This is a genomic window from Methylomonas sp. Kb3, from assembly GCF_002834115.1.
Lineage (GTDB): Bacteria > Pseudomonadota > Gammaproteobacteria > Methylococcales > Methylomonadaceae > Methylomonas > Methylomonas defluvii.
This window is the reverse complement of record NZ_PIZT01000065.1, coordinates 219,169-242,937: the sequence shown is the minus strand read 5'-3', so window position 1 is coordinate 242,937 and position 23,769 is coordinate 219,169. Positions and strand designations below refer to the sequence as shown.

Here is a 23,769-nt window from a genome sequence, read left to right as displayed (position 1 = left end):
CGATCAAGTAATAACGTCAGGCTCGGTCCTGCCGGTACGCTTTTTGACTTCGCAGAGCTGCTCGGCAATCTCTATTAATTCCGCCAGCGCGACTTGGGCATCCTGATCGTGCTTGCTGACATCACGCTCGTAGCGTTCCAAATAAATACGCAAAGTAGCGCCGACCGTACCGGTACCGGACAGCCGGAACACGATGCGCGAGCCGTTCACAAAACCGATGCGGATGCCTTGGTTGCTGCTGACACTGCCATCGACCGGATCGGTGTAACTGAACTCATCGGCAAATTTGACTTCGTAATCACCCCAGCTTTTGCCGGGTAGGCTGCTTAACTGACCACGCAAATGCGCGACAATGCCGTTGGCAATGTCGGAATCGACCGCTTCGTAATCGTGCCGACAGTAAATGTCGCGGCCGTATTTTTGCCAGTGTTCATGGACAATATCTTCCACCGATTCGCGTTTGCGCGCGATTAAATTCAACCAGAACAGCACCGCCCACAAGCCGTCTTTTTCGCGGACATGATTGGAGCCGGAACCGAAACTTTCTTCGCCGCAGATAGTAATTCTGTCGGCATCCAGCAAGTTACCGAAAAATTTCCAGCCGGTTGGGGTTTCGTAGCAAGGCAGGCTCAATTTGTCGGCAACCCGGTCAACCGCTTGGCTGGTCGGCATCGAGCGGGCTACGCCGCTAATGCCTTTGGCATAAGCCGGAATCAACTTGGCGTTGGCGGCCATAATCGCCAAGCTGTCACTGGGAGTAACAAATATGTTCGCGCCCATCACCATATTGCGGTCGCCATCGCCGTCGGATGCCGCACCAAACGTAGGCGCATCGGCGCCGAACATGATTTCGCAGAGTTCGTGAGCGTGAGCCATGTTCGGATCGGGGTGGCCACCACCGAAGTCTTCCAGCGGTACCGCGTTAAATACCGAGCCGGGCGCCGCGCCCAGGGTGTCTTCCAGAATATGCTTGGCGTATGGCCCGGTGATGGCGTGCATCGCATCGAAACGCAAGGTGATAAAGCCGTTATGGATGCTTTGTTTGAGCAGGTCGAAATCGAATATCTTGGCCATTAATTCAGCGTAATCGGCTACCGAATCGATAATTCGAATTTTCACGCCACCTTTCTCGACTTCACCGATAAGGTCTAAATCTATATCGCCGAAACGGGCTTTTTTGTAACCGGTGATGGTTTTGGTATTCTCGTACAGTTTGTCGGTAAACTTTTCCGGAGCCGGGCCGCCGTTGCCGACGTTGTACTTGATCCCAAAATCTTCTTCAGGGCCGCCGGGATTGTGACTAGCTGATAGAACAATACCTCCGAACGCATTGTATTTCCTAATAATATTTGATGCGGCAGGAGTGGACAACAAGCCGCCTTGGCCTATAATGAGCTCACCGAAACCGTTGGCTGCCGCCATTTTTATAATGATCTGGATGGCTTTACGGTTAAAGTAGCGGCCATCGCCGCCAATCACCAAGGTTTTGCCCTGAAAATCCTCCAGACTGTCGAAGATGGATTGGACGAAATTCTCTAGATATTTGGGTTGCTGGAAGACTTTGACTTTTTTGCGTAAGCCCGATGTACCGGGTTTTTGATCATCGTAGGGAGTCGTTTTGGTGATTGTTGTTGTCATATGCTACCCTTTGTAATACCTCGTTTCGAAAGGGTTAAATTACACCAAAACTTTGATGATTTACAGATTGCCATGATAAAGAAAAAATTATTAGGTGTTTTGATTGTGATGGGTTGTACCGTATCAGCACGCAGTTTCGCTGACCAGGATGTTTGGTTGTTGGTCGATACGCAGACGCAAAGCATGGAAGTCAGAAAGGGCGACAAGACAGTTGCCGTGCTGGAAAATATCGCTATTGGCCGCAATGGCGCCGGCGAAAAGAATCATCGCGGCGATGACATCACGCCGCTCGGTAACTATCGGATCGGCTGGATCAACGAAAGAAGCGCTTTCCGTAAATTCTTCGGCCTGACCTATCCCAATGTAGACAATGCCGATAATGCCTTGAAAAAAGGAAAAATCGATCTCGACACTTACGAAGCTATTGCCAGAGCGCATTCTGCCGGACAAATTCCGCCGCAAAATACCGATCTCGGTGGGCAAATCGGTATTCATGGTTTGGGCAGCGGTAGTCTGTCCATCCACAGATCCATGAATTGGACACACGGATGTATCGCGTTGACTAATGATCAAATTGATCAGTTAAGTCAATGGGTAGAAAAAGGGACACTCGTAACGGTGAAATAATGTTGGTAAAATCCAAAAAAATGTTGGACAATTACCACCGTTTTTCATTTATTATTTTTTGAAACCACAATCAAGGGGAAAACCATGATGAGAGCTATTACATTATCAGCAGTTGTTGCAATTGCAGCTTTGGCAACCGGTTGCGCAAGCACTTCAGACCTGGAAGCTTTGGACGCAAGAGTTGGCACTTTGGAAGGCAAAGTTGCTACTGCATCTGCTGACGCCGCTTCTGCTAAAGCCGCTGCTGCTGAAGCTGCTGCAAAAGCTGCTGCTGCTGAAGCTGCTGCTAACCGTGCTGCTCAATATGCTCAAGACACCAACAGCAAATTGGACCGTATGTTCAAAAAATCACAACACAAATAAGCATTATTGCTGTTGTTGATTTTAAAAAGCCCGTGAGCCGCAAGGCCACGGGCTTTTTTGTTGCCTCTATTTTGCTGCCGGAGCAGCTTGGCCTTGCACGACAGGAGGCGTCTGGGTAGGACGCTCATAAATAGCCACCGGAATACCCGTCGCTTTTTCTACTGCCGCTTTTAAAACAGAACCTTTGATTACCGGCATTTGCCCACCGTTGGCTTGCTCTATCAAGTTCAATGCCGTATGCAAGCGCTGTTCATAAGTAGCCGGCGTTTCTTCCATTTCCGGATAGACCTCCATATACAACGTGTCGTGATACCAGCCCACCTTAATGGATTGATTAACAATATTGACCTGAGTACCAACCTTGACCATCGGAAAAAACTGCTCGATGTCGGCCGGATACATTCGAATGCAGCCGTGACTTACCCGCATGCCGACACCGTTGGTTTTGTTGGTGCTGTGAATCAGATAGCCTGATATGCCAAGTTTAAACGCAAACAGCCCCAGCGGGTTATCGGGGCCGGGTGGATAATAAGGCTCCAACACATCGCCATCAGCCAAATGCTCGGCAATGATCGATTTTGGCGGAGTCCAAGAAGGATTTTCGGTTTTACCGGCTATATGGGTTTTACCTAGCGGTGTTTTCCAGTTGTCTTCCCGGCCGATGCCGATCGCATAGGTTACGACCCTGCTAGAATCCGGAAAATAATAAATACGCATTTCCGGCAGATTGATCACGATCCCTTGGCGCGGCGCATTGGGCAGTATAAAGCTACTGGGAATCCGCACCTGCGTGCCTTCGCGCGGCAACCAACGGTCAACATGGGGATTGGCCAGCACGATTTCGTCCTGACCCAGCCGGAAGTTGACGGCGATGTCAATCAGCGTGTCTTCCTGCTTGGCCGCGACATATTTGACCTCATGCGGCGGATTGCCTATCAAACTGTCACCCGGCCTATCCGGTGCCGGCAGCGTCAGTGCCGACGCTACAGTGCTGGCTGTCAGCAGCAAACTGAATAACAAACGGGTTTTCATTAGGCGTTACCTTCAGCAGTAAATAATTCAAGCAGACGCGGCAAAAACTGAGCAAGTTCCGCCGTCATAATAGAAAAATCGGCATCAAACTGCTCGACTTCGTCGAATGCCTCAATATCCGCGGCTTGCTCCTGGATAAGATCAAGAAACTTTAGCCGCTTGACCGCCAAGTTCTCATCCAACACAAACGAAATGCGTTCGGCCCAGCTCATTGCCAGCTTAATCACTTGCTTGCCGCTATCCAGATGATTCTTGATTTCCGGCAAGGCCAAGTCGTGACGCTTGCAACGAATAATCGAGCCTTCTTCTTCCGGCGAACGCAGCTCGCATTCGTCTTCGATCAAAATATCTTTAGGCGAGGTGTTGTCGATCAACCATTGCGTCATCACGCTAGCCGGTTTGGCGGTAGCGGTGAGCGGTACGATAGGCAAGGAACCCAGACATTTACGCAATTGGCTGAGCATATCTTCGGCTTTTTTAGCCGATGCCGCATCCACAACCAACCAGCCGCCTTGACTATCGATATAAGCATAGGTTTTGCGGGAAAACGAAAACGCCCGCGGCAACAGTTCGAATATCAATTCGTCCTTAATGCGGCTGCGTTCTTTCGCCGGCAATTTGCGCGCCTCGCGTTCTTCAATTTCATTGATTCGCTCTTGCAGCATTTCGTTGATCACCGATGCAGGCACCACTTTTTCTTCTTTTTTGCCACATAGCATCAAGAAGCCGTTATTGGCATGTACCAGCGCATCCGAAGCTCTACCCAGTGGCGAGGTCCAGCCGAAACTAAACTCGTCGTGACTGCCACAGGAACGAAACGGCTGTTGTTGCAGTTTTTGCTCCAAAGCAACAGCATCCAAAGTAAATGGCTCGGTAAAACGGTAGACTGCAAGATTTTTAAACCACATGAAATGACTCTTTTTTAAAAACCGGCCATTATCGCAAATTTACGCACACCATATAAGCCAGCCCATTTAAAGACTCGCCAAAAAACACAGTTTGGCCGCAAATTTGCTTGGCGTGTAAACAAGTTATACACATAAAACTGTTTACGACAACACCAGAAAACGCTTGACAAAATAACTCGTTGAAATACAAAGTATCATTTGTAAATCATTGATTATTATTAACTAATGATAGTGACCTAATAATATACAATTTGACCGCAGCCCAGAGCTACCGGGGACCAGCAAAGGCTTTCGACATTTAATACACAGAGTTATCCACAGCTTCTGTGAATAACTGAATTTACCCAACTGCAATAATCGCTTAGCGACAAATCCAGACAAACAACTTTTAATGTGTCGCAGCAAGCAATGTCTTATTGCGTGGCAAGGTTTGCTAGAATGCCGCATAGCAAAGTCCCTCACTCACAACAAAGCGGTCACATCATGCTGTCAACCTGGGAAAACCTGATACTCGGCGCCCTGGCGCTGCTGCTTTTGTTCTGGATGCAGCCTGGCATCAAAGCCGCAATCGCGCGTAGCAAACAAACACCATCCGATTGGCCCAGCGTTATTGGGCCACTGCTGATGGTGGTGATGTTCGTGCTTTTCTTAATAGCAATGGTTTGACATGAACGACGAAGATTACCAAGAAGAATTCGAAGAAGATTATTACGACGAACCCCATGACGAGGACGACGGCGAAAGCGACGAAGAAGAACAAGAGGTCGAATATTACGCGATACGTCCCAACAAGACTCGCATCAAAAAAGAAATAGCCGAAGTGTTTGCGATGGCCGAGGAAATATGCGCTCTATCCCCTGCACATATTGCCGAATTCGAATTACCCGAGAACATAGAACAAGCCCTGCGCGACGCCGGCAAAATGGGGCAAAACTCCGCTAGAAAACGCTTGTTGAAATATATCACCGCGCAGCTCAGGAAGCTGGATACCGCCGCGATTCATGAAAAACTGGCGCGGATGAAAAATCGCAGCGCCCATGCGGTCAGAGAACATCATCAGGCCGAACGCTGGCGCGATTTGTTGCTGGCAGCCAATGGCAATCAGCAACTGACCCAATTTATGGAAGAATTTCCGGGCGCGGATAGCCAACATTTGCGCCAATTGCAGCGCAACGCGCAAAAAGAAGCCAAGGAAGCCAAACCACCTAAGTCGGCGCGCTTGTTATACAAATATCTGAAAGAACTGATTGCCGATGCGTCCGGCCTGCCGCTCTCTGACGAGGACGCGCAGAATAATCAGGATGCAGAGGATTAACAAGCGATCAATTCCCCAATACCCGCATCTGGCCCAAGATCCAGCTTTGGCGTTTATGTACATAAGCGCTGGGCTGATCGGCTTTTAGCAATATAGGGTTCGGCAATGTCGCCGCCAACAGCGCAGCCTGATTGGCAGATAACTGCTGGGCGGAAATACCGAAATAACGGCGACTGGCCGCTTCTATGCCAAATAAATGATCGCCGAACTCGGCAATATTCAAATACATTTCCAGAATCCGCTGTTTGTCCCAAATAGCCTCTATTAATAACGTAAACCAGATCTCCAGCGCCTTACGCCCGAAGTTTTTAGCCGGGCTTAAAAACAAATTCTTCGCGACTTGCTGACTGATCGTACTGGCCCCACGCAGTTTACCGCCGCGCAAATATTGGTTAAAAGCCTTGGTGATGGCGTCAACATCAAAGCCGTTATGCTGATAAAACAATTGATCTTCGGACGCGACCACCGCAGCAAAGGCGTGCGGCGAAATATGCCGGCGACTGACCCAGCGCTGATCAATGCCTCTATAGTGTCGGCCTTCGACCAGGTCGTCAACATGCTGATGTAGCATGAATGCCGACGTCGGCGCCGGCAGGTACCGCAATACGCCTACCAGCAGCAGCGAACTGAGCACAAAAAACAGCGCCGCATAAACCAATCCGCGCTTGCAACGTTGCGGTAAAGAAAGCGCCGTTTTGGGTTGGCGCCAAAATTGGCGATAGCGGGCCGGATGACGGAAATGCTTCACGAGCGATTCGAGCGTTGTGACTGGGATGTTTATTATCCATGATTGAACACGGAATTGACTAACTGCGGCTTTTGCGGGAAATGCCGCAAAGCAAAGCCTTTATTGCGGCAAATAACATAGAAATTAACAGAATGGCCGTCGATTTTAGCGAAAAATCCTGGATCACGTAGCCTTCAGGGTTTGGCATGGATATTGTTATATAAAGACCGGTGTCAAGGATGTTTAAGTTCTCTCCCCCGTGAACATGGAAAACAAGACGCCAAGGATACCTGGATAAAAGCGCGGAAAACCGCTTTTATCCGGGCAGGGATGACGAAGCCCTCTATACCTCCTGCCTGCTCAATAATCAGTAAAAATTCAAATCGAGTTGGCGATGAGCCGCAAGACTGAGTTGTCCATACGCCCATCCTCTATCCCAAATAAAGCTCTCGCACGGGGATATTCACACGAGGATATTCAAAAGGGGCTAATGGCACCGCTTTATCAGCAGCACCATCAACCCGTATTGAATTAATATTCCAATTTCAATGATCCCATGGCGGAAATAGGGGCACCAACGTTAGCGGTAGGCAACCAAGAAGTTGAGCCGGTGTAGTATTCCTTATCCAGCAAATTGTAGACATTGACTTGCGCGGTCAGACGAGTTTTACCTATAGGTTGCACATACGCCATCATGGCGTCCAGCCGGGTATAGCCTGGCAATTGATAGGTATTGGTATTGTCGCCTTCGCGTTTGCCGACGACTACACCGCCGAGACCGGCCTTGAAGTGCTCAGTGAATTGATAAGTACCCCACAGACTGGCTTGATGCTCAGGCACATTCAACAACCGATTGCCCTGCAAGCCGCTGTAATCCTTGGTATATCTTGCATCGGTGTAAGCGTAGGTCGTCACCAGGCTGAATTCATCGGTAATCTGGCCTTTAATATCCACTTCAATGCCCTGACTACGCGCCTCGCCGATAGTTTTTTGATCGGTGGGGTCCGGCGTGCTCAAGTCGAAAGTCATCAGATTATTTTTAGTTAAATGATAATACGCCACTGTTGACGACAGGCGTTTATCGAAAAACTCGGTTTTGAAACCGATTTCATACTGCTCGGCCGCTTGCGGTGCAAAATTGCCGCCGGTAGCGGAACGGCCGTTATTCGTACCGAATGATTCAACGTAATTGCCATATACAGACAACCAATCCCAAGGCTGGTAAACGATACCTACCCGCGGACTGAATTTATCTTCGTGTTGCATGCTGAATCCAGCCTTGGTTTCATCCCAGGAGGTACCGCCGTAGCCGCCGTAACCTGCCATATCGTAACGCCCGCCGCCCATGATGTGCAGCTTATCCCACAAGGTAATTTGGTCTTGAAAATACACCCCGTACCAATCGTCGCGCGAGCGCCAAAACCAATTGGCGGGCTCGGCGCGCAGAGCCGCCATGTCGAAATTGCCGTATTGGGGATTGTTGATATCGAATGTGGGTATGGTGCCGTAACTAAAGTTATTGTCCGGCGCATCCTGATTAAAAAAGAACCAATCGCCCCCCACTAAAACATTATGTTTGAGGCCGAAAGTTTGAAACTTTCCGGTGAGATCCAGGCTGGTAGAGTAAGAGCGGCGGTTACTGGTGCCGAGGATGCCAAATCGATCCAGAGTATGCCCATCCGCGTTAATTTTACTATTAGGCGCAACGCCGCCGAATACGATGTCGGTCTCGTCCCACTGAAATTTATGCCTTAGCCCCCAGTCATCATTAAATTTGAAGCTCCAATCCGCATAAATCAGCGTAGTGTCTTGGCTGGGTTTAATGGACGGATCGCCGGTAAATAAGGATCTGCGGTTTGTAATAGGCCGATTGCCCGATACCGGAACGCCATAATCTTCCGTGTAATTTTCATGGCGTTTCTCTATTTCGACATTGGCCTCGAAGCGGTCGTTGGGCCGCCAAGTCAATTTCGGCGCAATAAATACCCGCTCGTGATCAAAAAAATCTCTGAAAGAATTGCCTTCATCGTAAGCGGCATTAAACCGGTACAACAGGGTTTTATCCTTATCCAGCGGCCCGGTTGCATCCACCGTGGTACGAAATTCACTGAAGGAGCCAAATTGCTGCTGCAAGGAATAGTAAGGCACATCCAACGCCTTTTTGGTCACATAATTAACCATACCGCCGGGTTGCAACCTTCCATAAAGCACGGATGCCGGGCCTTTCAACACCTCGAGCTGTTCGATATTCGCCGGATCGAACTTGCCCATCGAGCGCCTGAAACCATTGCGGTACATTTGATCGTCGGAAGCAAAGCCGCGAATAATGAAGCTTTCGTACATATCCGCCGTACCGTAAGCCCGTTGCACCCCACTGACGTTTTGCGTCAAGGCGTCTTCGATGCGGATCGCTTGTTGATCGTTCATGATCGATTTGGGCACAACCTGGATAGATACCGGGGTGTCCATGATCGCAATATCGGTTTTGGTCGCCGTTGATGCATTCGGCACCGCATAGAACTGGCTGAATGGGTCGTTAGGGTCATATACCTTTTTGCCCACCACATTCACCGCCGGCAAGGCCGTAGGGTCCTGTTTGTAATTCAGAGACTGCCTTTCGATCACTATATTGCCGCTCTCAGCCATGCGGTAACTCAATCCGCTGTCTGCCAGCAAACGTTGCAACGCGGCTTCCGGGGTGTAATGGCCGCTAAGGCCCTTGCTTTGCAGACCCTCGGTGATTGCCGTGTCGTAGACCAGTTGCAAGCCGCCGGATTCCGCCAAGCGATTCAGCGCGGTAGACAGAGAGCCTGCGGGGATACTGAAAGCCCGACTGACACTATCTGCCACCGCGGTACCGGAAACCGCCAACACAGCCCCTAATACCAGTGCCGAAGCATGTCCAAACAGGCCGCCGCTAAATGTTTGTTTCAACGCCATGAATTTCCCTCGCTGTTGTTAAATAATGACTATCGTTGTTTTGACGCACGACAGGCAGAAAACAGGAGGTGAGGCACAAAAATTCATGGCAACTAAGTGGCTGCTACTGACATTGCAGGCCCCGACACATCGAACGCTTTTCTCGGCATTTCGCTAATCCGCTAATCAGTCCCCCTATTTTGCTTTCCGGTATCGTACCGGCCACCATCAAAAAATAGGTTATATGCCGCGCCAGATGCGCCATATAACCTATTCAACACCAGTTAAATGTGTGCGGGTAGCGCGAATGCGAACCGCCGATCTTTGCTCCAAGCCAGCAATATCAGGATATTCAGCGCCTTGGTCCGCATTTGAATCATTACTGGCACGAATCAGGCATGGGACGGAGCTCCTGAAACCACTGAAACCCAACCCTGCCTCATGACCCCGGACATCAGCTCGCTGTATCGACTGCATTGCAAGGAGCTGCTGCACCACTTGCTGCGAATAGTCAAATGCCCGGAAACCGCGGAAGATTTGCTGCAAGAAAGCTATCTGATCTTGGCCCGCACCGCCAACGATACCTCCATAGACCACCCGCGCGGATTTTTATACCGCACCGCCAGCAATCTGGCGATGGATCACCTGCGCCACCATAAAGTCGTCGAGCGTCATCAGGAAGCGACGCGGCATCTGGATGAGCCGCAACTGGCCGGAGTGGAAGCCGAATTAGCCGATCAGCAATGGCGCACCCTGTTGCAACAAACCATCTACGAGTTACCGCCGCGCTGCCGTGATGCATTTATCCTGCATAAAATTCATGGCTTGAGTTATCGGGAAGTGGCTAATTTTCTGGATATTTCCGAGAGCGCCGTGGAGAAACACATCCTCAAAGGCTTAATGTATTGCCGCAAACAGCTAGGCAGTCATTTTGGCCGCCCGTATCGGACCGACTGAGGTTTTTGCCGCCTTAACCGTCGTACCGATATTACCCAGGCATACGCCTAGCCCAGCGTCTTATAATGCAGCCATGACTGAAAACCAACCGTCCGCCGACTCTGATAAGCCTGATGCCATTAGCGAGCAGGCGATGACATGGTTTGTGAGGCTGCGTGCCGAGTCGGTAGCGGCAGACGAACGCCGGCTATTTCAAATCTGGCACCAAGCCGCCCCTGCTCACCGCGAGGCCTATGCCGAAATCGCTGCATTTTGGGAGGATGCCGATTTCCACGCCACGCTGGACGCCGCCACGCTGTCGCCACAGATTTCGCTGAATAGTAAACCAGTCAACAGCCCAAGGCGGCGTTTAGGTATCGCCCCCGGCGCCAAACCGTTGTTAGCCGCAGCCGCTTGCCTGGTCATCGCCGCGCTTATTTATCAGCCGGCATTAAGCTGCTGGCAGGCCGACTACTGCACCGCCGTCGGCGAAATAAAAACCGTACAGCTCAGCGACGGCAGCCAAGTCACTTTAAACTCCGGTACCGCGCTTAACGTTAACATGCGTAATGGCCGGCGCCATGTCCAGCTAGTCCGGGGCGAGGCATTTTTTGAGGTGCAACACGACTCTCAACATCCTTTTCAAGTGGATGGCCGCTACAGCAACACACGGGTATTGGGTACACGTTTCGTGGTTAAGGAAGACGCCGACAGCGACACGGTCAGCGTGGTGAATGGGGTGGTGGAAGTCAGCCGGGATCGGCAAAATCCGGCCACATTGAACGCCAATGACAGCGTGGAGGTCGGCGCTCGCCACCAAGGCGAAATCCGCCACCAGCCCGCCGACAACGCCACGGCATGGTTAAAAGGCAGCGTCTCGTTCGATAATGTGCCGCTCAAGAAGGTGATTGCGGAAATTGGCCGCTATCGGCGCGGTAGCCTGATAATCCGCAATCAGGTATCGCAGGACATGAAAGTCAGCGGCCGCTTTGATATTCGCGACACCGATAAAACCCTGGAGTCGTTACAACAAACCCTGCCAATCCGGATTTACCGATTTACACCGTGGCTGGTGGTGATCGCTTGAGCATCGCAAAGCTTATCGCCTAGCCAAATCGCCCGACAAAGCTAGCCGCCATTCAGCCATATCTTCTTAGCTTCAAAAAATAGTTTTACCGTCAAGCTGAGGGAAAACGCATTTCGCCCGTCTCCATTGCAACCCCAATCTTTCGGGGGATCAATTCATTCGCTAAGGGAGAATCTAATGGCATCTTATCCGTTCCGCAAAGCCCACCGCAAAGGCAAGCCGACGCAATATAATCGTTGGCCTTTGTCGCTGACAATCGCCGCTGTGCTCAGCACACCTGCCGTCATTGCCGCCGAACAAAACATCGCTTTCGACATCCCCGCACAAAGCTTAGGCGGCGCATTAAATGCCTTTGCCGACGCCGCCAACGTACAGCTTAGTTATCCGGCGGAAATGGCGGCAGGCTTGAAATCGCCCGGTGTCAGCGGCCAATTGACGGCCCAACAAGCTTTACAAAAACTGTTGGCCGGCACCGGCGTGGTAGCCGGTGCCACCGGTAACGGCACCATTACGCTGCAAAAAGCGCCGGATTCGCACAACGATGTTTCAACCTTGTCGGCGGTCACGGTGTCCGGCAATCGCACCCGCAGCAACGCCGCCGACCCTTACAGCAAGGACTATGCGGTGACAAAATCCTTTGCGTCCACTAAAACGGACACGCCGTTGATGGAGAACCCCACATCCGTGCAAGTGGTGTCACGTGCAGTGATGGACGACCAGAAAACCACCAAGGTCAAGGATGCGCTGGAAAACGTCAGTGGCGTGCGCGCTAATCCCTCGCTGGGTGGTGGCGTGGGCTTCATCGTGCGCGGCTTTCGCAACAACAACATTTACCGTAACGGCTTAATGGCCAGCGAGGCCTTCTTTGGCGACTTCGACGCCGCCAACCTGGAAAACATCGAAGTAATCAAAGGCCCGGCACAACTTTACGGCCGCACCGAACCCGGCGGCATGATCAATCTCACCACCAAACGCGGCCTGGATACGGCGTACTACTCGCTGGAACAGCAGTTCGGCAACTACGACCACTACCGGACCCAATGGGATGCCGGCGGGCCGCTGACCAGCGACAAGTCTTTGGTGTATCGCTTTTCCGGCGCCTACCAAAGTAACGGTTCGTTCCGGGATTTCGTGTCGGTGGACCGGATGGTGTTCAATCCCAGCATTACTTGGCGGCCCAGCGATTACACCGACGTGACGCTGGATATCGAGGGCACCGAAAAGACCGCACCGGCCGATTTCGGCATTCCATTTATCGGCAATCGCCCGGCCTCAATTCCGATCAGTCGTAACCTGGGCGATCCGAATACGCCGAACGGCGAGCAATCCGGCGTCAAAATCGGCAGCGAAATCAACCATCGCTTTAACGACGACTGGGCGATACACAACCGCTTTCTGGCCAGTCTCGCGGAAGGAGGTACTACGTTTGTCAATCCGGGGCCCGCATTTGACGCCGCAGCAGCGTTGAACCAGACTACCGGCTTGATGCAACGCAATATCTTCCGGCAAATCACCGATCAAGAGCATTACGCTACCAACCTGGATCTCACCGGCAAATTTCAAACCGGTGCTCTAAAACACGACGTGTTGGTCGGATTCGACTTTTACCGCACGTTCAACAAGTATGGCGGCGACGGTCGTTGGAAGAGCGCCGATCCGGCATTGGCGATCAACATCTACAACCCCTATCCCAGCTACGGCATTTCCCAGTCGACATTCAATAGCGCATTTGCGACTACTGGCGACACATTCGGCACCGCAGCGAATGGCGGCATCGGTAATCGCGCTTCAATCTACAACAGCTGGTACGGGGTGTATTTCCAAGATCAAATCACCTTTTGGGACAAGCTGCACATCATGGGCGGCGGCCGTTACGACTGGACCGAAACCGGCCGCGGCAACGGCTTTGATTTTGCTACCGCCGAAAGCCGTATCAACCAGTTCAAACGCGAGGACCAAGGTTTCAGCCCCAAAGTCGGCATTCTTTACGAGGCCATGGACGAACTCAGTCTTTACGGCAACTGGACCACTTCGTTCGGCGATAACAACGCGCCGGCCGCTGATGGCCGCAGTTTTGATCCGCAGATCGGCGAACAATTTGAAGTGGGTTTGAAAACTCAATTGTTCGACCAACGGCTATTGGCAACCTTGGCGTATTTCCATCTGGAAAAAGACAATATTCTGGTTGCCAATAATGCAACTCCCGATCCTTTCGACCGTATCGCCAACCTGCAACGCAGCCAAGGCATTGAGTTGGACGCCACCGGGTATTTGACCGACAAATTCAGTTTGATCGGCAGCTATGCGTTTACTGATGCGAGGATCATCAAGGACTACAGCGGCGGCACTCAGGGCAATCGAATGAGCAACGTGCCGGAGCATTCCGGTAGCCTGTGGCTGCGTTACGACATGAATGGCTACGCCGCCAAGGACGGTTTGAGCGCGGGTTTTGGCGGTGTTGCTGCCGGCCAACGCGAGGGAGACAATACCAACACTTTCCAGATGCCGGGCTATGTACGGCTGGACGCTTTTTTGGCGTATAAGCAAAAAGTCGGCGGTTCCCGCATCACCGCCCAGTTCAACATCCGCAATTTGCTGGACAAGGAATATTACGAGTCCACCGACCCCGATTCCAACGTCGCGCCGGCCCTGGGCGTGTATCCCGGTGCGCCGCTGACGGCTATCGGCTCGATTCGGGTGGAATATTGAGGTAAATTGCCCACCTGTCCGCCACCGTCGAGAACCATCATGCGCTACGCCAAATTGATTACAAACACCCTTGCCGGCCTGTTGCTGTTTGCCGGCATCAGCCAATCGCTCTTGGCCAAACCGCTGCCGTTCCGCGAATTGGACCTGCCGGTGGCCGGTTTCAGCCAGCAGCACCATTTGGCTAAAACCGCCGATGAGCATTTGATTGTCAGCTGGGTGGAAACCGACGCCGAAACCAGTACCGCCAAGTTTGCGATACTGGAAGAAGGGGGCTGGAGCATCCCGCTCACCGTCGTCCAAGTGAAAGGCAAGCTGGCCGATCCGCCGGTGGTGATCGGCTTGAGCGACGGTAGCCTGGCGGCGGCCTGGATGCCTTATCGGCAAGGTGCTACTGATCGCTATGCGGCGGACATCTTACTGGCACGTTCTATCGACGGTGGTTTAAGCTGGAGTCCGGCGTTAAAACCATACGGCGACGCGGCGCGAATTTATGACGCACAAATGTCTTTGGCCGCGCTTCCCGATGCCCGGCTGGCGCTGGTCTGGACCGACATGCGCCATGCCAGCCACGACCCGGCGGCGGATAAGAAAACCAATCGTTACCAACTGATGGCAAGCGTCATCGACAAAAACTGGCAAGCCAGCCCGGAGATCGTGCTGGATGACGATGTCTGCTCCTGCTGCCGCAGCTATACCGACGCGCAGGGCGAACAATTGGTCACGGTCTACCGTGATCATGCCACCGGGGAAATTCGCGACATCAGCGCGGTGCGCTGGCAGGCTGGCGGCAATCCGCAAATTGCTAACGTTCATGCGGACGGCTGGGTGATCGGCGGTTGCCCCAGTAATGGGCCATCCATTGATCTGACGCCCACCGCCGGTGTGGCGGCTTGGTTCACTGCCGCCGACGGCAAAGGCCGGGTGAAATTGGCTTTCTCCACTGACCAAGGCGCGCATTTTAATTCGCCTATCGAGCTGGATGCCGACGCCAGCGGCTATACCAACGCCTTGCTGCTGGACGACGGCTCGGCCTTGGTCAGCTGGCGCGGCCGCAATGGTCCCGACGATGAGCTAAGGGTTGCCAAAGTGACCAGCAAGGGCAAAATCAGCCGGCAAACCACCGTATATCGCGGCAGCTTCCCGAAATGGCCCAGCAAATACCTGGCGCTGGCCCGCGTCGGCAAGCAAGCTTTTGTGGCCTGGACCGATCCGCTTCAGAAGAAAATACGCCTGGTCAGTTTATCCCTCGACTAAACAAGCCCCTAAAAGAGCAGATTGACCTTGAGATATTCTCGTCCCGAGCCCTTCGCCAGCATTCCCAAACGCGGCATATGACACAGTTTATGCCGTTGTATCGCCGGATATTGCCCGCCGACTTTTCCCAATTGCCTTTAGCGGTTTGCGCAATCCCTCAAGCCCGGCGGGCTTTCCGGACAATCTCACGCTAAAAAACCTCTCTTTTCTAAGTTTGGGTGCAAATATTGCTTGCTTATTAACCCAGCCCTTAATGTCGCTCGCCTTAGCGCTCTTAAGGTACTGAGCCAGCCCGAACGGCATACCCGCGACAAATAGGGCCGGTTTAATCAACACCCTATTTGGCCGCCTACCTAAACTATCCCATGCTTGAATTGACTGCCGCCGACATTGCCGATCTGATGCACAAGCATCGCCACGAGTTATTGCGGTTTTTATCGCAACGCATCAGCTGTACGGATACGGCGCAGGATATTTTTCAAGAAACCTTCATTCGCTATGCCGGTTACGGCGGCAAAGATAGCGTGGAAAATCCCCGCGCCTTCATTTTCCGCATCGCGGCCAATCTGGCTACCGATTATCTGCGCAGCCACAGCCGCCATGCCGGCCCAGATCTGGAAGCCGCCGAAAATGACGAGGCTGAAGTAGGCGTACAATCTTCGTTATCCGCCGAACGGACTGTCATGTCGCAACAACAACTAGAGCAACTGGTCACTGCGTTGGATGATTTATCGCCCAAATGCCGGGAAGTGTTTATCTTGCTCAAACTCAAGCATTGCAGTTACGCAGAGGTGGAACAAAGGCTGGGCATATCACAAACCATGATCTTTAAATATTTGACCCAGGCCATGCGCCATTGCCGAGCGAAGGTTGGCGATCTGGATTGACCGGGTTTATTTATTAAGCCATCCATGACCATTCCCGGCACTCGGCTGGCCCTGTGTCCTTCAACATACACCGGGCCAACGGCATTTTGGGCCGGATTAATAGTTTTTGCCCATCGGGCCTGAGTTTACCAACAAGCGTTTTATAATCAGGACACCGAGCAGACAGCACAGCCACTTTGGATATGAACCCTTCCTTCCCGCCTTTTCCCGACGCCAGCGCCGAGGAGCAAGCCGAATACTGGCTGGCTCTGCGCGAATCGCCGTTCTACGACAGTGAGCAGGAAAAATTGTGGCTGGCCTGGCTGGCGGCCAGCCGAGAGAACCGGGAAGCCTGGCAACAAACACAGCTTTTTTTTCGGCGCGTGGAGACCTTGCATCCGGCCCAAGTTCGCCGAATCGAACGATCAGTACAAAAAGCCGGCAGAGCAGTTGCGGCCGGGGCGGGTCTATGGCGCTGGCCCATTGCCGCCTGCCTGATGCTGGCAGTATGTTTGGGCTGGGCGTTTAATGCCGGCTATTTTGCTGACTTCCGCACCAGCACCGGCGAGCAGCGCCGAATTCAGCTCAGCGACGGCTCGACGGTGATTTTGAATACCGCTTCGTCGCTGTCGGTGGATTTTTCCGAACAACAGCGGGTGATTCGATTGCACGGCGGCGAGGCCTATTTCAAAGTGGCCGCCGATGCCGCAAGACCGTTTGAGGTCGTTGCCGGCGGCGGTAGGGTTCGCGCTTTGGGCACGGCATTTGACGTTAAACAGTGGCAAGGCGACCTGGCAGTCACCGTTTATGAGCACAGTGTGCGCGTTGCGTTTGCCGACGGCGCGACCATCGAGCGCCTGCCGGAGGGCCAGCGCGTCGCGTCGCTCGACGGTAAAAGCGGCACACCGGAACAGACCAATCTCAGGCAAGCCGCCGCTTGGCAGGAGCGGCGCCTGGTGTTTAAGGAAAAGCCGCTGCAACAAGTCATCGACGATCTAAACCGCTACCGTCCGGGAAAAATCGTCATCGCCGATCCCGACTTGGCCGCGCATTTGGTGACCGGCGTATTCAACGCCAACGACCCGGAAGCGGCGTTGACGGTTATCGAGACCACCTTGGCGGTTAGCGAAACCCGCCTGACCGACGCATTCATCGTCCTGCACCGCCATTATTGACCCGGCCCTATTTATCGGTGAAATGCCGTTCGCACCCTCAGGGGCATAAAGGTGAACGGTATTTTTGGGCCGGATTAATAATTTTTAGCCCCTGCCAATAAGCCCTGGATAAATTCGCCAGTACTGCCTACACGGGATTATTGACCGGGTGAATTTCATAGCTTTTACGGAGCGGCGTGGCGCCGAGCCTAGGCCCCATCCGGTCGCTGAGGGCATTGCGCTGCGTCCTTGGTCAAAAATATTTTCTCACCCAGGTTATAAAACCCATCCCTCCCTTCGTCTTTGCTTTGGAACCCCTGCGGATACGCCGACGGAACACCTTCCCTCGCCAACCGCCGTCATCACAATCACAAGCCAGGATGCCCAATGAGTCAGCGCACAATACCGCCCTTTAACCCGTTCTGTTTAACCGTTTTTGCCGTCGCGATGAGCGCCAGCCCCTGGTGTGCGGCGGAAACTGCCATCGAGTTTGCCATCCCGGCCGCACCGTTGGCGGATGCCTTGCTGCAATTTTCCGAAACCAGCGGCATCAAGGTGTTCTTCAGCTCTCAATTGGCCGGCAACCTGCGCGGCAACGCCGTACAAGGCCGCTTTACAGCGCAACAGGCGCTGGACAAACTGTTGAGCGGAACCGGTCTGACACCACAAACCGCGACCGATGGCACCGTGACGCTGGAAAAGTCGGCAAAGCCAATCGAACCGCAATCGGCGGCCGGTACGACAACTTTGCCGAGCGTGACGGTGCTCGGCAAAACCCTGTCGGACCCTAACGATCCCTATAACTCGGACTATCACCTACCCAACGCCAGTGCCGCCACGAAAACCGATACGCCGATCATGGAGTTACCGATGTCGGTACAAGTTATTCCCAAACAAATATTGAAAGACCAACAGGCAATTCGAATCAAGGATGCGCTGAAAAATGTCAGCGGCATAAACTGGGCGACCGACCCGATGTACGAAGGCTTTCAGTTACGCGGTTTTCAGACCGATGGCACCACCACGGTTTATCGGAACGGACTGCGCATCCGGCGTGCCGTGCAAGAGGTGGCCGATCTGGAACGCTTGGAAGTCCTGAAAGGTCCGGCCGCGGCTGCGTATGGTCGGATCGAGCCGGGCGGCTTGATCAACATTGTGACCAAAAAACCGCTGGATACCCCTTATTACGCATTGGAACAGCAGTTTGGCTCCTACGATATGTTCCGTACCACGGCGGACGCGACCGGGCCGATCAATCAGGACCGTTCCTTGTTGTACAGAGTCAATTTGGCTTATCAAAACAATGAGTTTTTTATCGACAAAATGGATCAGGAACGGGTGTTTTTCGCGCCGTCCCTTACATGGAAGCCCAGCGACCGCACCGAAATCAATTTGAATTTGGAGTATCTCTACGATACCCGCACCAGTTATACCGGCTTGCCGGTACAGGGCAACCGTCCGGCCAATGTACCGATCAGCCGTTACTACGGTTTTGGCTCGGATAATGAAAAATCGGTATTCGACAAGTTTTTGATCGGGTTTGATTGGTCGCACCAATTCAACGACGATTGGAAAATCCAGCATCGCTTTCACTACTACAAGCTGGATTACCAAATCAACAATTCTTCATTTTTCCCAGGACCGGTCAATCCCGCTAATAATCGCACCTCGGTAAGAAATGTGACCGATAGGCCCATCGACATTACCGATACCGTCGCGACCAGTATCGATCTCACCGGCAAATTCAAACTATTTGGAACTGAGCATCGGGTATTGGCGGGATTCGATTACTTTTGGGAAGACTTTGAAGGTCAGGGGTTCTTTGGTGCGCCCGCGCCCGCCAGCCATAGGCCGGTGGTTGATATTTTTAATCCGGTCTACGGACAAGTTCCATCCGCTGCCAGCCGGGGTTTCAATAATTTCAGCACCTTAGAACAATATTGGTACGGCGCTTACTTTCAGGATCAAATCACCCTGTTTGACAAGCTGCATATCATGGGTGGCGGGCGCTACGATTGGGCAACGCGCAGCAGCGGCGCAGCCTCGACTTCCATCGCAGCTGCCAGAAACAGTGAGACTGAAGTTAAAAACGAGGCTTTCAGTCCGCGCGTGGGTGTGGTCTATCAACCCTGGCCCTGGCTGTCACTGTACGGAAATTATACGGAATCGCTGGGCGGGGCGAACAGCGCGTTGGCGTCAAGCGGCAAACCGCTGGATGCCGAAACCGCGCAGCAGCACGAGGTTGGATTCAAAACCGAATGGTTCGATAAGCGGTTGATGACCACGGTTGCCTTTTACGAATTGACCAAACAAAACATCGCGACGCCGGACCCGGTAAATACCCGGTTTTCCGTGCAAACCGGCGAGGCCCGCAGCCGTGGTATCGAAGTAGACATATCGGGCCAGATTACCGATGGCCTGAACTTGATCGCGACTTACGCCTATACCGATGCAGTCATCACACAGGATAACAGCGGTAATCAAGGCCGCAAGCTATGGAACGTGCCGGCAAATTCTGGCAGCTTCTGGGCCAAATACGCATTTCAAGATCCCGCTTTGCGTGGCCTAAATGTTGGCGCCGGCGCGTATCTGGTTGGCGAGCGCCAAGGTAATAATTTGAATAATTGGCAAATGCCGGGCTACGTCAGAGTCGATGCCTTGCTCGGCTATTCCTGGGAGATAGGCAAGTCTAAAGTGACCGCGCAGTTGAACGTCAATAATCTGTTGGATAAGACGATTTACGAAACATCGGCATTTAACAGCTATTTGACTCAGCCGGGCGCGCCGCGCAATTTCATGGGCTCGATCCGCGTGGAATTCTGACGCCGGATGGCTCGGTCATGCTATCAAGCCGATCATGGTGAGCCAGTTCAAACCATGATCGGCTTGGTTTCAAGGTAAAGGTATTTGGCTTGGAGAAATTCCGATTAACGCCTTGCCGGTCTAACTCGTAGCGCGTGAGGAATTTTGGCCCGGAAACGTCTTATCCAAATGAAACACATAAAAACAAGGGTTAGCGAATTTGGATACAAAGCCCTGACTCTTCAAATTCTCAACTCAAATCTGTTACTGCGATGAATGTAACCAATCCTCAATCCGGCCTTATCGTTCGCAGCGAACCAGAGCACCATTCGCTTGCCCGCCTCAAAGCCCGCCGCCAACGCTGGCTAACCGTGCATCTTTGGTTGGGGCTGACGCTTGGCTTGTTACTGTCTATTTACGGCATCACCGGCAGTGTCCTGGTGTTTTATCCCGAAATCGACGAATGGTTGCATCCCGAGATGTTGACGGTGCAACCGCCGGAACATGCCGAGTACCGGCCCTTGGCTGAAATTTTCGCGGCCGGCAAAGCTGCCATGCCACCACAAGCCAAACACAACTTCGCCACGTATCCGCGTAACGAGTTCGCGAGCTTCAAGCTGCGCTTCGCGGTGGCGGATGCCAACGGTGCGGTGGAACGCTGGGAAGTAGGCGTTGATCCTTACACCGCGAAAGTCACCGGTAAACAGCTCCAGGAACGATCCGGCGATTGGTTGCCCAACACCTTCATCGGCCTAATGTTCAAGTTGCACTATGCCTTATTGTTGCCCAAAGACATCAGCACAGTAGTGGTCGGCCTGTCCGGCATATTATTGATCATCTCCACGCTGACCGGCCTAATCGTCTGGTGGCCGCTGACCAGCAAATGGCGGCAAGCACTGGTATTTAAAGCCGGTGCCGGCAAGGTGCGCTTCAATTACGACCTGCATAAAACCAGCGGCTTTTACACCGCGTTGGTGATGATTCCGGTGCTTTTTTCCGGGGTTTACATGGTGCTGCCGCATAACGTGGTGCCGGTGCTGGAATTGTTTTCGCCGGTGACTTACCGCTACTGGTTTCATTCCACGCCATCTACGCCGGATGCGCCGACCATCGGCATGGATCAAGCCGTGGCTATTGCATTGAAACAATACCCAACAGGCCGGCCACACTGGATTTACGGCGCGCCGAATCCCAGCCAGACTTACACTGTATGCCAGGACGGCGTCGATGCACCCGACAGTATCTTGCAACGCCGCTGCACGGTAATCGACCGTTACAGCGGCAAGATTCTGGACTTGGACGATCCCAGCCTGCCGACCGCCACGGCCGGCGAAATCTTCACCCATTGGCAATGGCCGCTGCATTCCGGCCAGGCCTTCGGCATGACCGGGCGGATTTTGGTGTTTATCACCGGACTGGCCTGCCCGGTGCTATTCGTCACCGGGGTGATTCGCTGGCGGCAAAAATCCAGGACCAAGCAAGTACGGAAGGGCTGATTCCGATCCGTTATCAGGTGCCGAAACGAGTGGTCAATATTTTCGACCGACACGAGGTGCCTGAATTTGCCGCTCCGCAAGGCGTGCTTAGAAGCAGGATGCGCAATTTAAAAGTGCGTGATATGCCGCACTTTGCTCGTCGCGCTTTCGAGGGTTTTGGCATCAATCCCGCCGACTGACGGATCAAGCGCCGTACAACACTGACTTCCCAGGTTAGTGGCTTAAAAGTTGCTGCAGCGGAAGACGTTTCATTGCCGACTATGTGTTCATGGATGCAATTACCGATTCCGATTTACTGGCCAGCTTTCTGCTCTATCAGAAGGAGCTCCAGCAATTTTTGACGCATAAGGTCAATTGCGCGGAAACCGCGGCCGATTTGATTCAGGAAACCTATCTGCGCATCGCCCGCTATTCCGCCGACGGCGAGATCGTCAACCAGCGGGCGTTTGTGTTCCGCATCGCCGACAATCTGGCCCTGGACCATTTGCGCAGCCGGGCCAGACACGAGCAACGCGACGGCGGCTTGGTCGAGGAAGACCTCGTTTGCAGACAACCGCAACCGGACAGCATGCTGGAGGGGCAGCAACAAATGGAATTGTTCGAAAAACTCATCTACGAACTGCCGCCGCAATGCCGCAAGGTGTTCTTGTCGTGCCGAGTGGAAGGCAAGCGTTATTCCGAAATCGCCGCCGAGCTGGGCATATCGATACGTACCGTGGAGGCCCATATGTACAAGGCCTTGAAGCATTTGAAAGACCGCATCGATTTCCTTTGATGCGCCGTGCGTTCGTATCATGCAACTTAACCCCGTTCTAAAATCGTGGCATCATGCCTGCCTCGGCTCAACGCTTCGCGCTCCCAACCATGTCCGATAAGCTCCAATCCGCGTCTTCCGATTTGCTCTCGGACCAGGCACTCGCCTGGTTTGCCCGCTTGCAAGCGGATGACGTCAGCGACGATGTGCGCCGCCAATTTGAAATTTGGTACCACGCCGATCCTCGGCACGCCGAAGCCTACGATAAATCCCGCAAGCTATGGAGCCTGCTGCAACAGCCGGCGGAGCGGGTTCAACAACGCCTGCAAGCGGATGCCGCCCAATTTAAAACCGAGACTTTTTCCACCGGAAGGGCGCTGGGTGTGGGGCGCTTACAATCGTCGGCGAGCGGCCGAAACCTGCTGCGTTTTGCTTCAGCCTGCCTGGGGCTGTTGTTGCTGGTGGCCGGCTGGCGCTTACCGGAGCACTGGCAAAACTGGCGCAGCGATTACCATACCGCAGCCGGTCAGCAACTCAGTATCGAATTGGAAGACGGCTCTCGGCTGACTTTGAACACCGATACGGCACTGGCGGTCCGTTACAGCGACAACTTGCGGGAGATCGAATTGTTGCGCGGCGAAGCCTATTTCGAAGTCGCGCCTAATAAGCAACGGCCGTTCGTCGTCGACGGCGGTCAGGCGACCGCGCGCGCCGTCGGTACCGCCTACAGCGTTCGTAAACAAGCCGACGAGTTGCGCGTCGTTGTTAGCGAAGGCACCGTAGAAGTTGACGCCGATAGTACTAAGGCGTTGGTGCACGCCGCCGAGCAAGCCGAATACCGGCAAGGCCGGCTGCAAGCCGTTGCTCGGCTCGACAACGACGATGCATTGGCCTGGCGACGACGCCAAACTGTGTTTCACCGCCAACCTTTGACGCAAGTATTGGAAGAAATTAACTGCTATCGCAGCGGCCGGATTGTCGCGGTCAATCCGCGGTTGGCCGAGCGGGTGGTCAACGGTGTCTTCAACAACGCCGACCCCGATGCTGTGCTGGCCGCGCTGACCACCACGCTGCAAGCCAAGGCCTTGCGGATGCCGGGCGATTGGGTGTTGTTGTATTGACGTAATAGATGGGCGCGCCTTGCGCCGTTAGCCAACGAATATAAAAATATTTTTCTCGGCA

Annotated in this window: 19 protein-coding genes; 14 read left to right on the top strand and 5 right to left on the bottom strand. The window is 53.2% G+C overall.

Features of this window, described 5'->3' with window-relative positions; translation table 11 throughout:
• Positions 1–3: 3 nt before the first annotated feature.
• On the bottom strand, positions 4–1,638 hold the full coding sequence (locus CWO84_RS16550; RefSeq protein WP_033158257.1) for an alpha-D-glucose phosphate-specific phosphoglucomutase: 1,635 nt from the start codon (positions 1,636–1,638) through the stop codon (positions 4–6).
• A 72-nt stretch (positions 1,639–1,710) separates the two neighbouring features.
• Between CWO84_RS16550 and CWO84_RS16545 the strand changes: the two genes are divergently transcribed.
• Positions 1,711–2,265, top strand: coding sequence for a L,D-transpeptidase (locus CWO84_RS16545; protein ID WP_033158317.1), 555 nt, complete (start codon positions 1,711–1,713; stop codon positions 2,263–2,265).
• A gap of 84 nt (positions 2,266–2,349) precedes the next feature.
• A complete protein-coding gene (locus CWO84_RS16540; protein WP_165385904.1) occupies positions 2,350–2,628 on the top strand; it encodes an Lpp/OprI family alanine-zipper lipoprotein in 279 nt (92 codons plus the stop codon).
• Between the two features lie 66 nt (positions 2,629–2,694).
• Here the strand turns inward: CWO84_RS16540 and CWO84_RS16535 are convergent, their stop codons facing one another.
• Entirely contained in the window at positions 2,695–3,660 is a 966-nt protein-coding gene (locus CWO84_RS16535) for a L,D-transpeptidase family protein (RefSeq protein WP_033158259.1), read from the bottom strand.
• The gene (rdgC, locus tag CWO84_RS16530; protein ID WP_033158260.1) at positions 3,660–4,568 is read right to left on the bottom strand and encodes a recombination-associated protein RdgC; all 909 of its coding nucleotides are present in this window, start codon (positions 4,566–4,568) and stop codon (positions 3,660–3,662) included. Before rdgC ends, CWO84_RS16535 begins: the two co-directional genes overlap by 1 nt.
• A 438-nt stretch (positions 4,569–5,006) precedes the next feature.
• Here rdgC and CWO84_RS16525 point away from each other — a divergent pair, with 438 nt between their 5' ends.
• Together CWO84_RS16525 and yjgA are read left to right on the top strand one after the other, a co-directional pair.
• Positions 5,007–5,234 carry a hypothetical protein gene (locus tag CWO84_RS16525; protein ID WP_225892965.1) on the top strand — a complete coding sequence of 76 codons (228 nt, stop codon included), beginning with the start codon at positions 5,007–5,009 and terminating at the stop codon, positions 5,232–5,234.
• Position 5,235: 1 nt separating this feature from the next.
• A complete protein-coding gene (gene yjgA / locus CWO84_RS16520; RefSeq protein ID WP_033158261.1) occupies positions 5,236–5,883 on the top strand; it encodes a ribosome biogenesis factor YjgA in 648 nt (215 codons plus the stop codon).
• Between the two features lie 7 nt (positions 5,884–5,890).
• Here yjgA and mtgA read toward each other — a convergent pair whose 3' ends face one another.
• Together mtgA and CWO84_RS16510 are read right to left on the bottom strand one after the other, a co-directional pair.
• A complete protein-coding gene (gene mtgA / locus CWO84_RS16515; protein WP_033158262.1) occupies positions 5,891–6,631 on the bottom strand; it encodes a monofunctional biosynthetic peptidoglycan transglycosylase in 741 nt (246 codons plus the stop codon).
• A 510-nt stretch (positions 6,632–7,141) separates the two neighbouring features.
• Positions 7,142–9,550 (bottom strand): TonB-dependent receptor, encoded by a 2,409-nt coding sequence (locus tag CWO84_RS16510; RefSeq protein WP_101053913.1) that lies wholly within the window; start codon positions 9,548–9,550, stop codon positions 7,142–7,144.
• Positions 9,551–9,970: 420 nt separating this feature from the next.
• On the opposite strand from CWO84_RS16510, the gene CWO84_RS16505 reads away from it, so the two are divergent.
• The 10 genes from CWO84_RS16505 (at position 9,971) to CWO84_RS16455 (ending at position 23,708) form a co-directional block, all read left to right on the top strand.
• A complete protein-coding gene (locus tag CWO84_RS16505) occupies positions 9,971–10,486 on the top strand; it encodes an RNA polymerase sigma factor (RefSeq protein ID WP_033158264.1) in 516 nt (171 codons plus the stop codon).
• A gap of 73 nt (positions 10,487–10,559) precedes the next feature.
• Positions 10,560–11,552 carry a FecR domain-containing protein gene (locus tag CWO84_RS16500; protein ID WP_033158265.1) on the top strand — a complete coding sequence of 331 codons (993 nt, stop codon included), beginning with the start codon at positions 10,560–10,562 and terminating at the stop codon, positions 11,550–11,552.
• A 177-nt stretch (positions 11,553–11,729) separates the two neighbouring features.
• Positions 11,730–14,261: a TonB-dependent receptor gene (locus CWO84_RS16495; protein WP_101053910.1), complete on the top strand. Its 2,532-nt coding sequence runs from the start codon at positions 11,730–11,732 to the stop codon at positions 14,259–14,261.
• 39 nt (positions 14,262–14,300) lie between these two features.
• Positions 14,301–15,515, top strand: a complete 1,215-nt coding sequence (locus CWO84_RS16490) for a sialidase family protein (protein ID WP_101053906.1) — start codon at positions 14,301–14,303, stop codon at positions 15,513–15,515.
• 365 nt (positions 15,516–15,880) lie between these two features.
• Positions 15,881–16,402: a sigma-70 family RNA polymerase sigma factor gene (locus CWO84_RS16480; RefSeq protein WP_101053901.1), complete on the top strand. Its 522-nt coding sequence runs from the start codon at positions 15,881–15,883 to the stop codon at positions 16,400–16,402.
• Positions 16,403–16,584: 182 nt separating this feature from the next.
• Entirely contained in the window at positions 16,585–17,556 is a 972-nt protein-coding gene (locus tag CWO84_RS16475; RefSeq protein WP_101053898.1) for a FecR family protein, read from the top strand.
• A 366-nt stretch (positions 17,557–17,922) separates the two neighbouring features.
• Positions 17,923–20,358 (top strand): TonB-dependent receptor, encoded by a 2,436-nt coding sequence (locus CWO84_RS16470; RefSeq protein WP_101053895.1) that lies wholly within the window; start codon positions 17,923–17,925, stop codon positions 20,356–20,358.
• 251 nt (positions 20,359–20,609) lie between these two features.
• Positions 20,610–21,833 carry a PepSY-associated TM helix domain-containing protein gene (locus CWO84_RS16465; RefSeq protein ID WP_101053892.1) on the top strand — a complete coding sequence of 408 codons (1,224 nt, stop codon included), beginning with the start codon at positions 20,610–20,612 and terminating at the stop codon, positions 21,831–21,833.
• Between the two features lie 268 nt (positions 21,834–22,101).
• Positions 22,102–22,608, top strand: coding sequence for a sigma-70 family RNA polymerase sigma factor (locus CWO84_RS16460; RefSeq protein WP_033158272.1), 507 nt, complete (start codon positions 22,102–22,104; stop codon positions 22,606–22,608).
• An 89-nt stretch (positions 22,609–22,697) separates the two neighbouring features.
• A complete protein-coding gene (locus CWO84_RS16455; RefSeq protein WP_101053889.1) occupies positions 22,698–23,708 on the top strand; it encodes a FecR family protein in 1,011 nt (336 codons plus the stop codon).
• Positions 23,709–23,769 lie beyond the last annotated feature (61 nt).

Excerpts from the sequence above, each read along its gene's own strand:
- rdgC (WP_033158260.1), bottom strand. The coding sequence starts at position 4,568 with ATGTGGTTTAAAAATCTTGCAGTCTACCGTTTTACCGAGCCATTTACT.
- yjgA (WP_033158261.1), top strand. The coding sequence starts at position 5,236 with ATGAACGACGAAGATTACCAAGAAGAATTCGAAGAAGATTATTACGAC.
- CWO84_RS16455 (WP_101053889.1), top strand. The coding sequence starts at position 22,698 with ATGTCCGATAAGCTCCAATCCGCGTCTTCCGATTTGCTCTCGGACCAG.
- CWO84_RS16540 (WP_165385904.1), top strand. The coding sequence starts at position 2,350 with ATGATGAGAGCTATTACATTATCAGCAGTTGTTGCAATTGCAGCTTTG.
- CWO84_RS16500 (WP_033158265.1), top strand. The coding sequence starts at position 10,560 with ATGACTGAAAACCAACCGTCCGCCGACTCTGATAAGCCTGATGCCATT.
- CWO84_RS16490 (WP_101053906.1), top strand. The coding sequence starts at position 14,301 with ATGCGCTACGCCAAATTGATTACAAACACCCTTGCCGGCCTGTTGCTG.
- CWO84_RS16550 (WP_033158257.1), bottom strand. The coding sequence starts at position 1,638 with ATGACAACAACAATCACCAAAACGACTCCCTACGATGATCAAAAACCC.
- CWO84_RS16510 (WP_101053913.1), bottom strand. The coding sequence starts at position 9,550 with ATGGCGTTGAAACAAACATTTAGCGGCGGCCTGTTTGGACATGCTTCG.
- CWO84_RS16465 (WP_101053892.1), top strand. The coding sequence starts at position 20,610 with ATGAATGTAACCAATCCTCAATCCGGCCTTATCGTTCGCAGCGAACCA.
- CWO84_RS16480 (WP_101053901.1), top strand. The coding sequence starts at position 15,881 with ATGCTTGAATTGACTGCCGCCGACATTGCCGATCTGATGCACAAGCAT.
- CWO84_RS16460 (WP_033158272.1), top strand. The coding sequence starts at position 22,102 with ATGGATGCAATTACCGATTCCGATTTACTGGCCAGCTTTCTGCTCTAT.
- CWO84_RS16475 (WP_101053898.1), top strand. The coding sequence starts at position 16,585 with ATGAACCCTTCCTTCCCGCCTTTTCCCGACGCCAGCGCCGAGGAGCAA.
- CWO84_RS16505 (WP_033158264.1), top strand. The coding sequence starts at position 9,971 with ATGACCCCGGACATCAGCTCGCTGTATCGACTGCATTGCAAGGAGCTG.
- CWO84_RS16525 (WP_225892965.1), top strand. The coding sequence starts at position 5,007 with ATGCCGCATAGCAAAGTCCCTCACTCACAACAAAGCGGTCACATCATG.
- CWO84_RS16495 (WP_101053910.1), top strand. The coding sequence starts at position 11,730 with ATGGCATCTTATCCGTTCCGCAAAGCCCACCGCAAAGGCAAGCCGACG.
- CWO84_RS16535 (WP_033158259.1), bottom strand. The coding sequence starts at position 3,660 with ATGAAAACCCGTTTGTTATTCAGTTTGCTGCTGACAGCCAGCACTGTA.
- CWO84_RS16470 (WP_101053895.1), top strand. The coding sequence starts at position 17,923 with ATGAGTCAGCGCACAATACCGCCCTTTAACCCGTTCTGTTTAACCGTT.
- CWO84_RS16545 (WP_033158317.1), top strand. The coding sequence starts at position 1,711 with ATGATAAAGAAAAAATTATTAGGTGTTTTGATTGTGATGGGTTGTACC.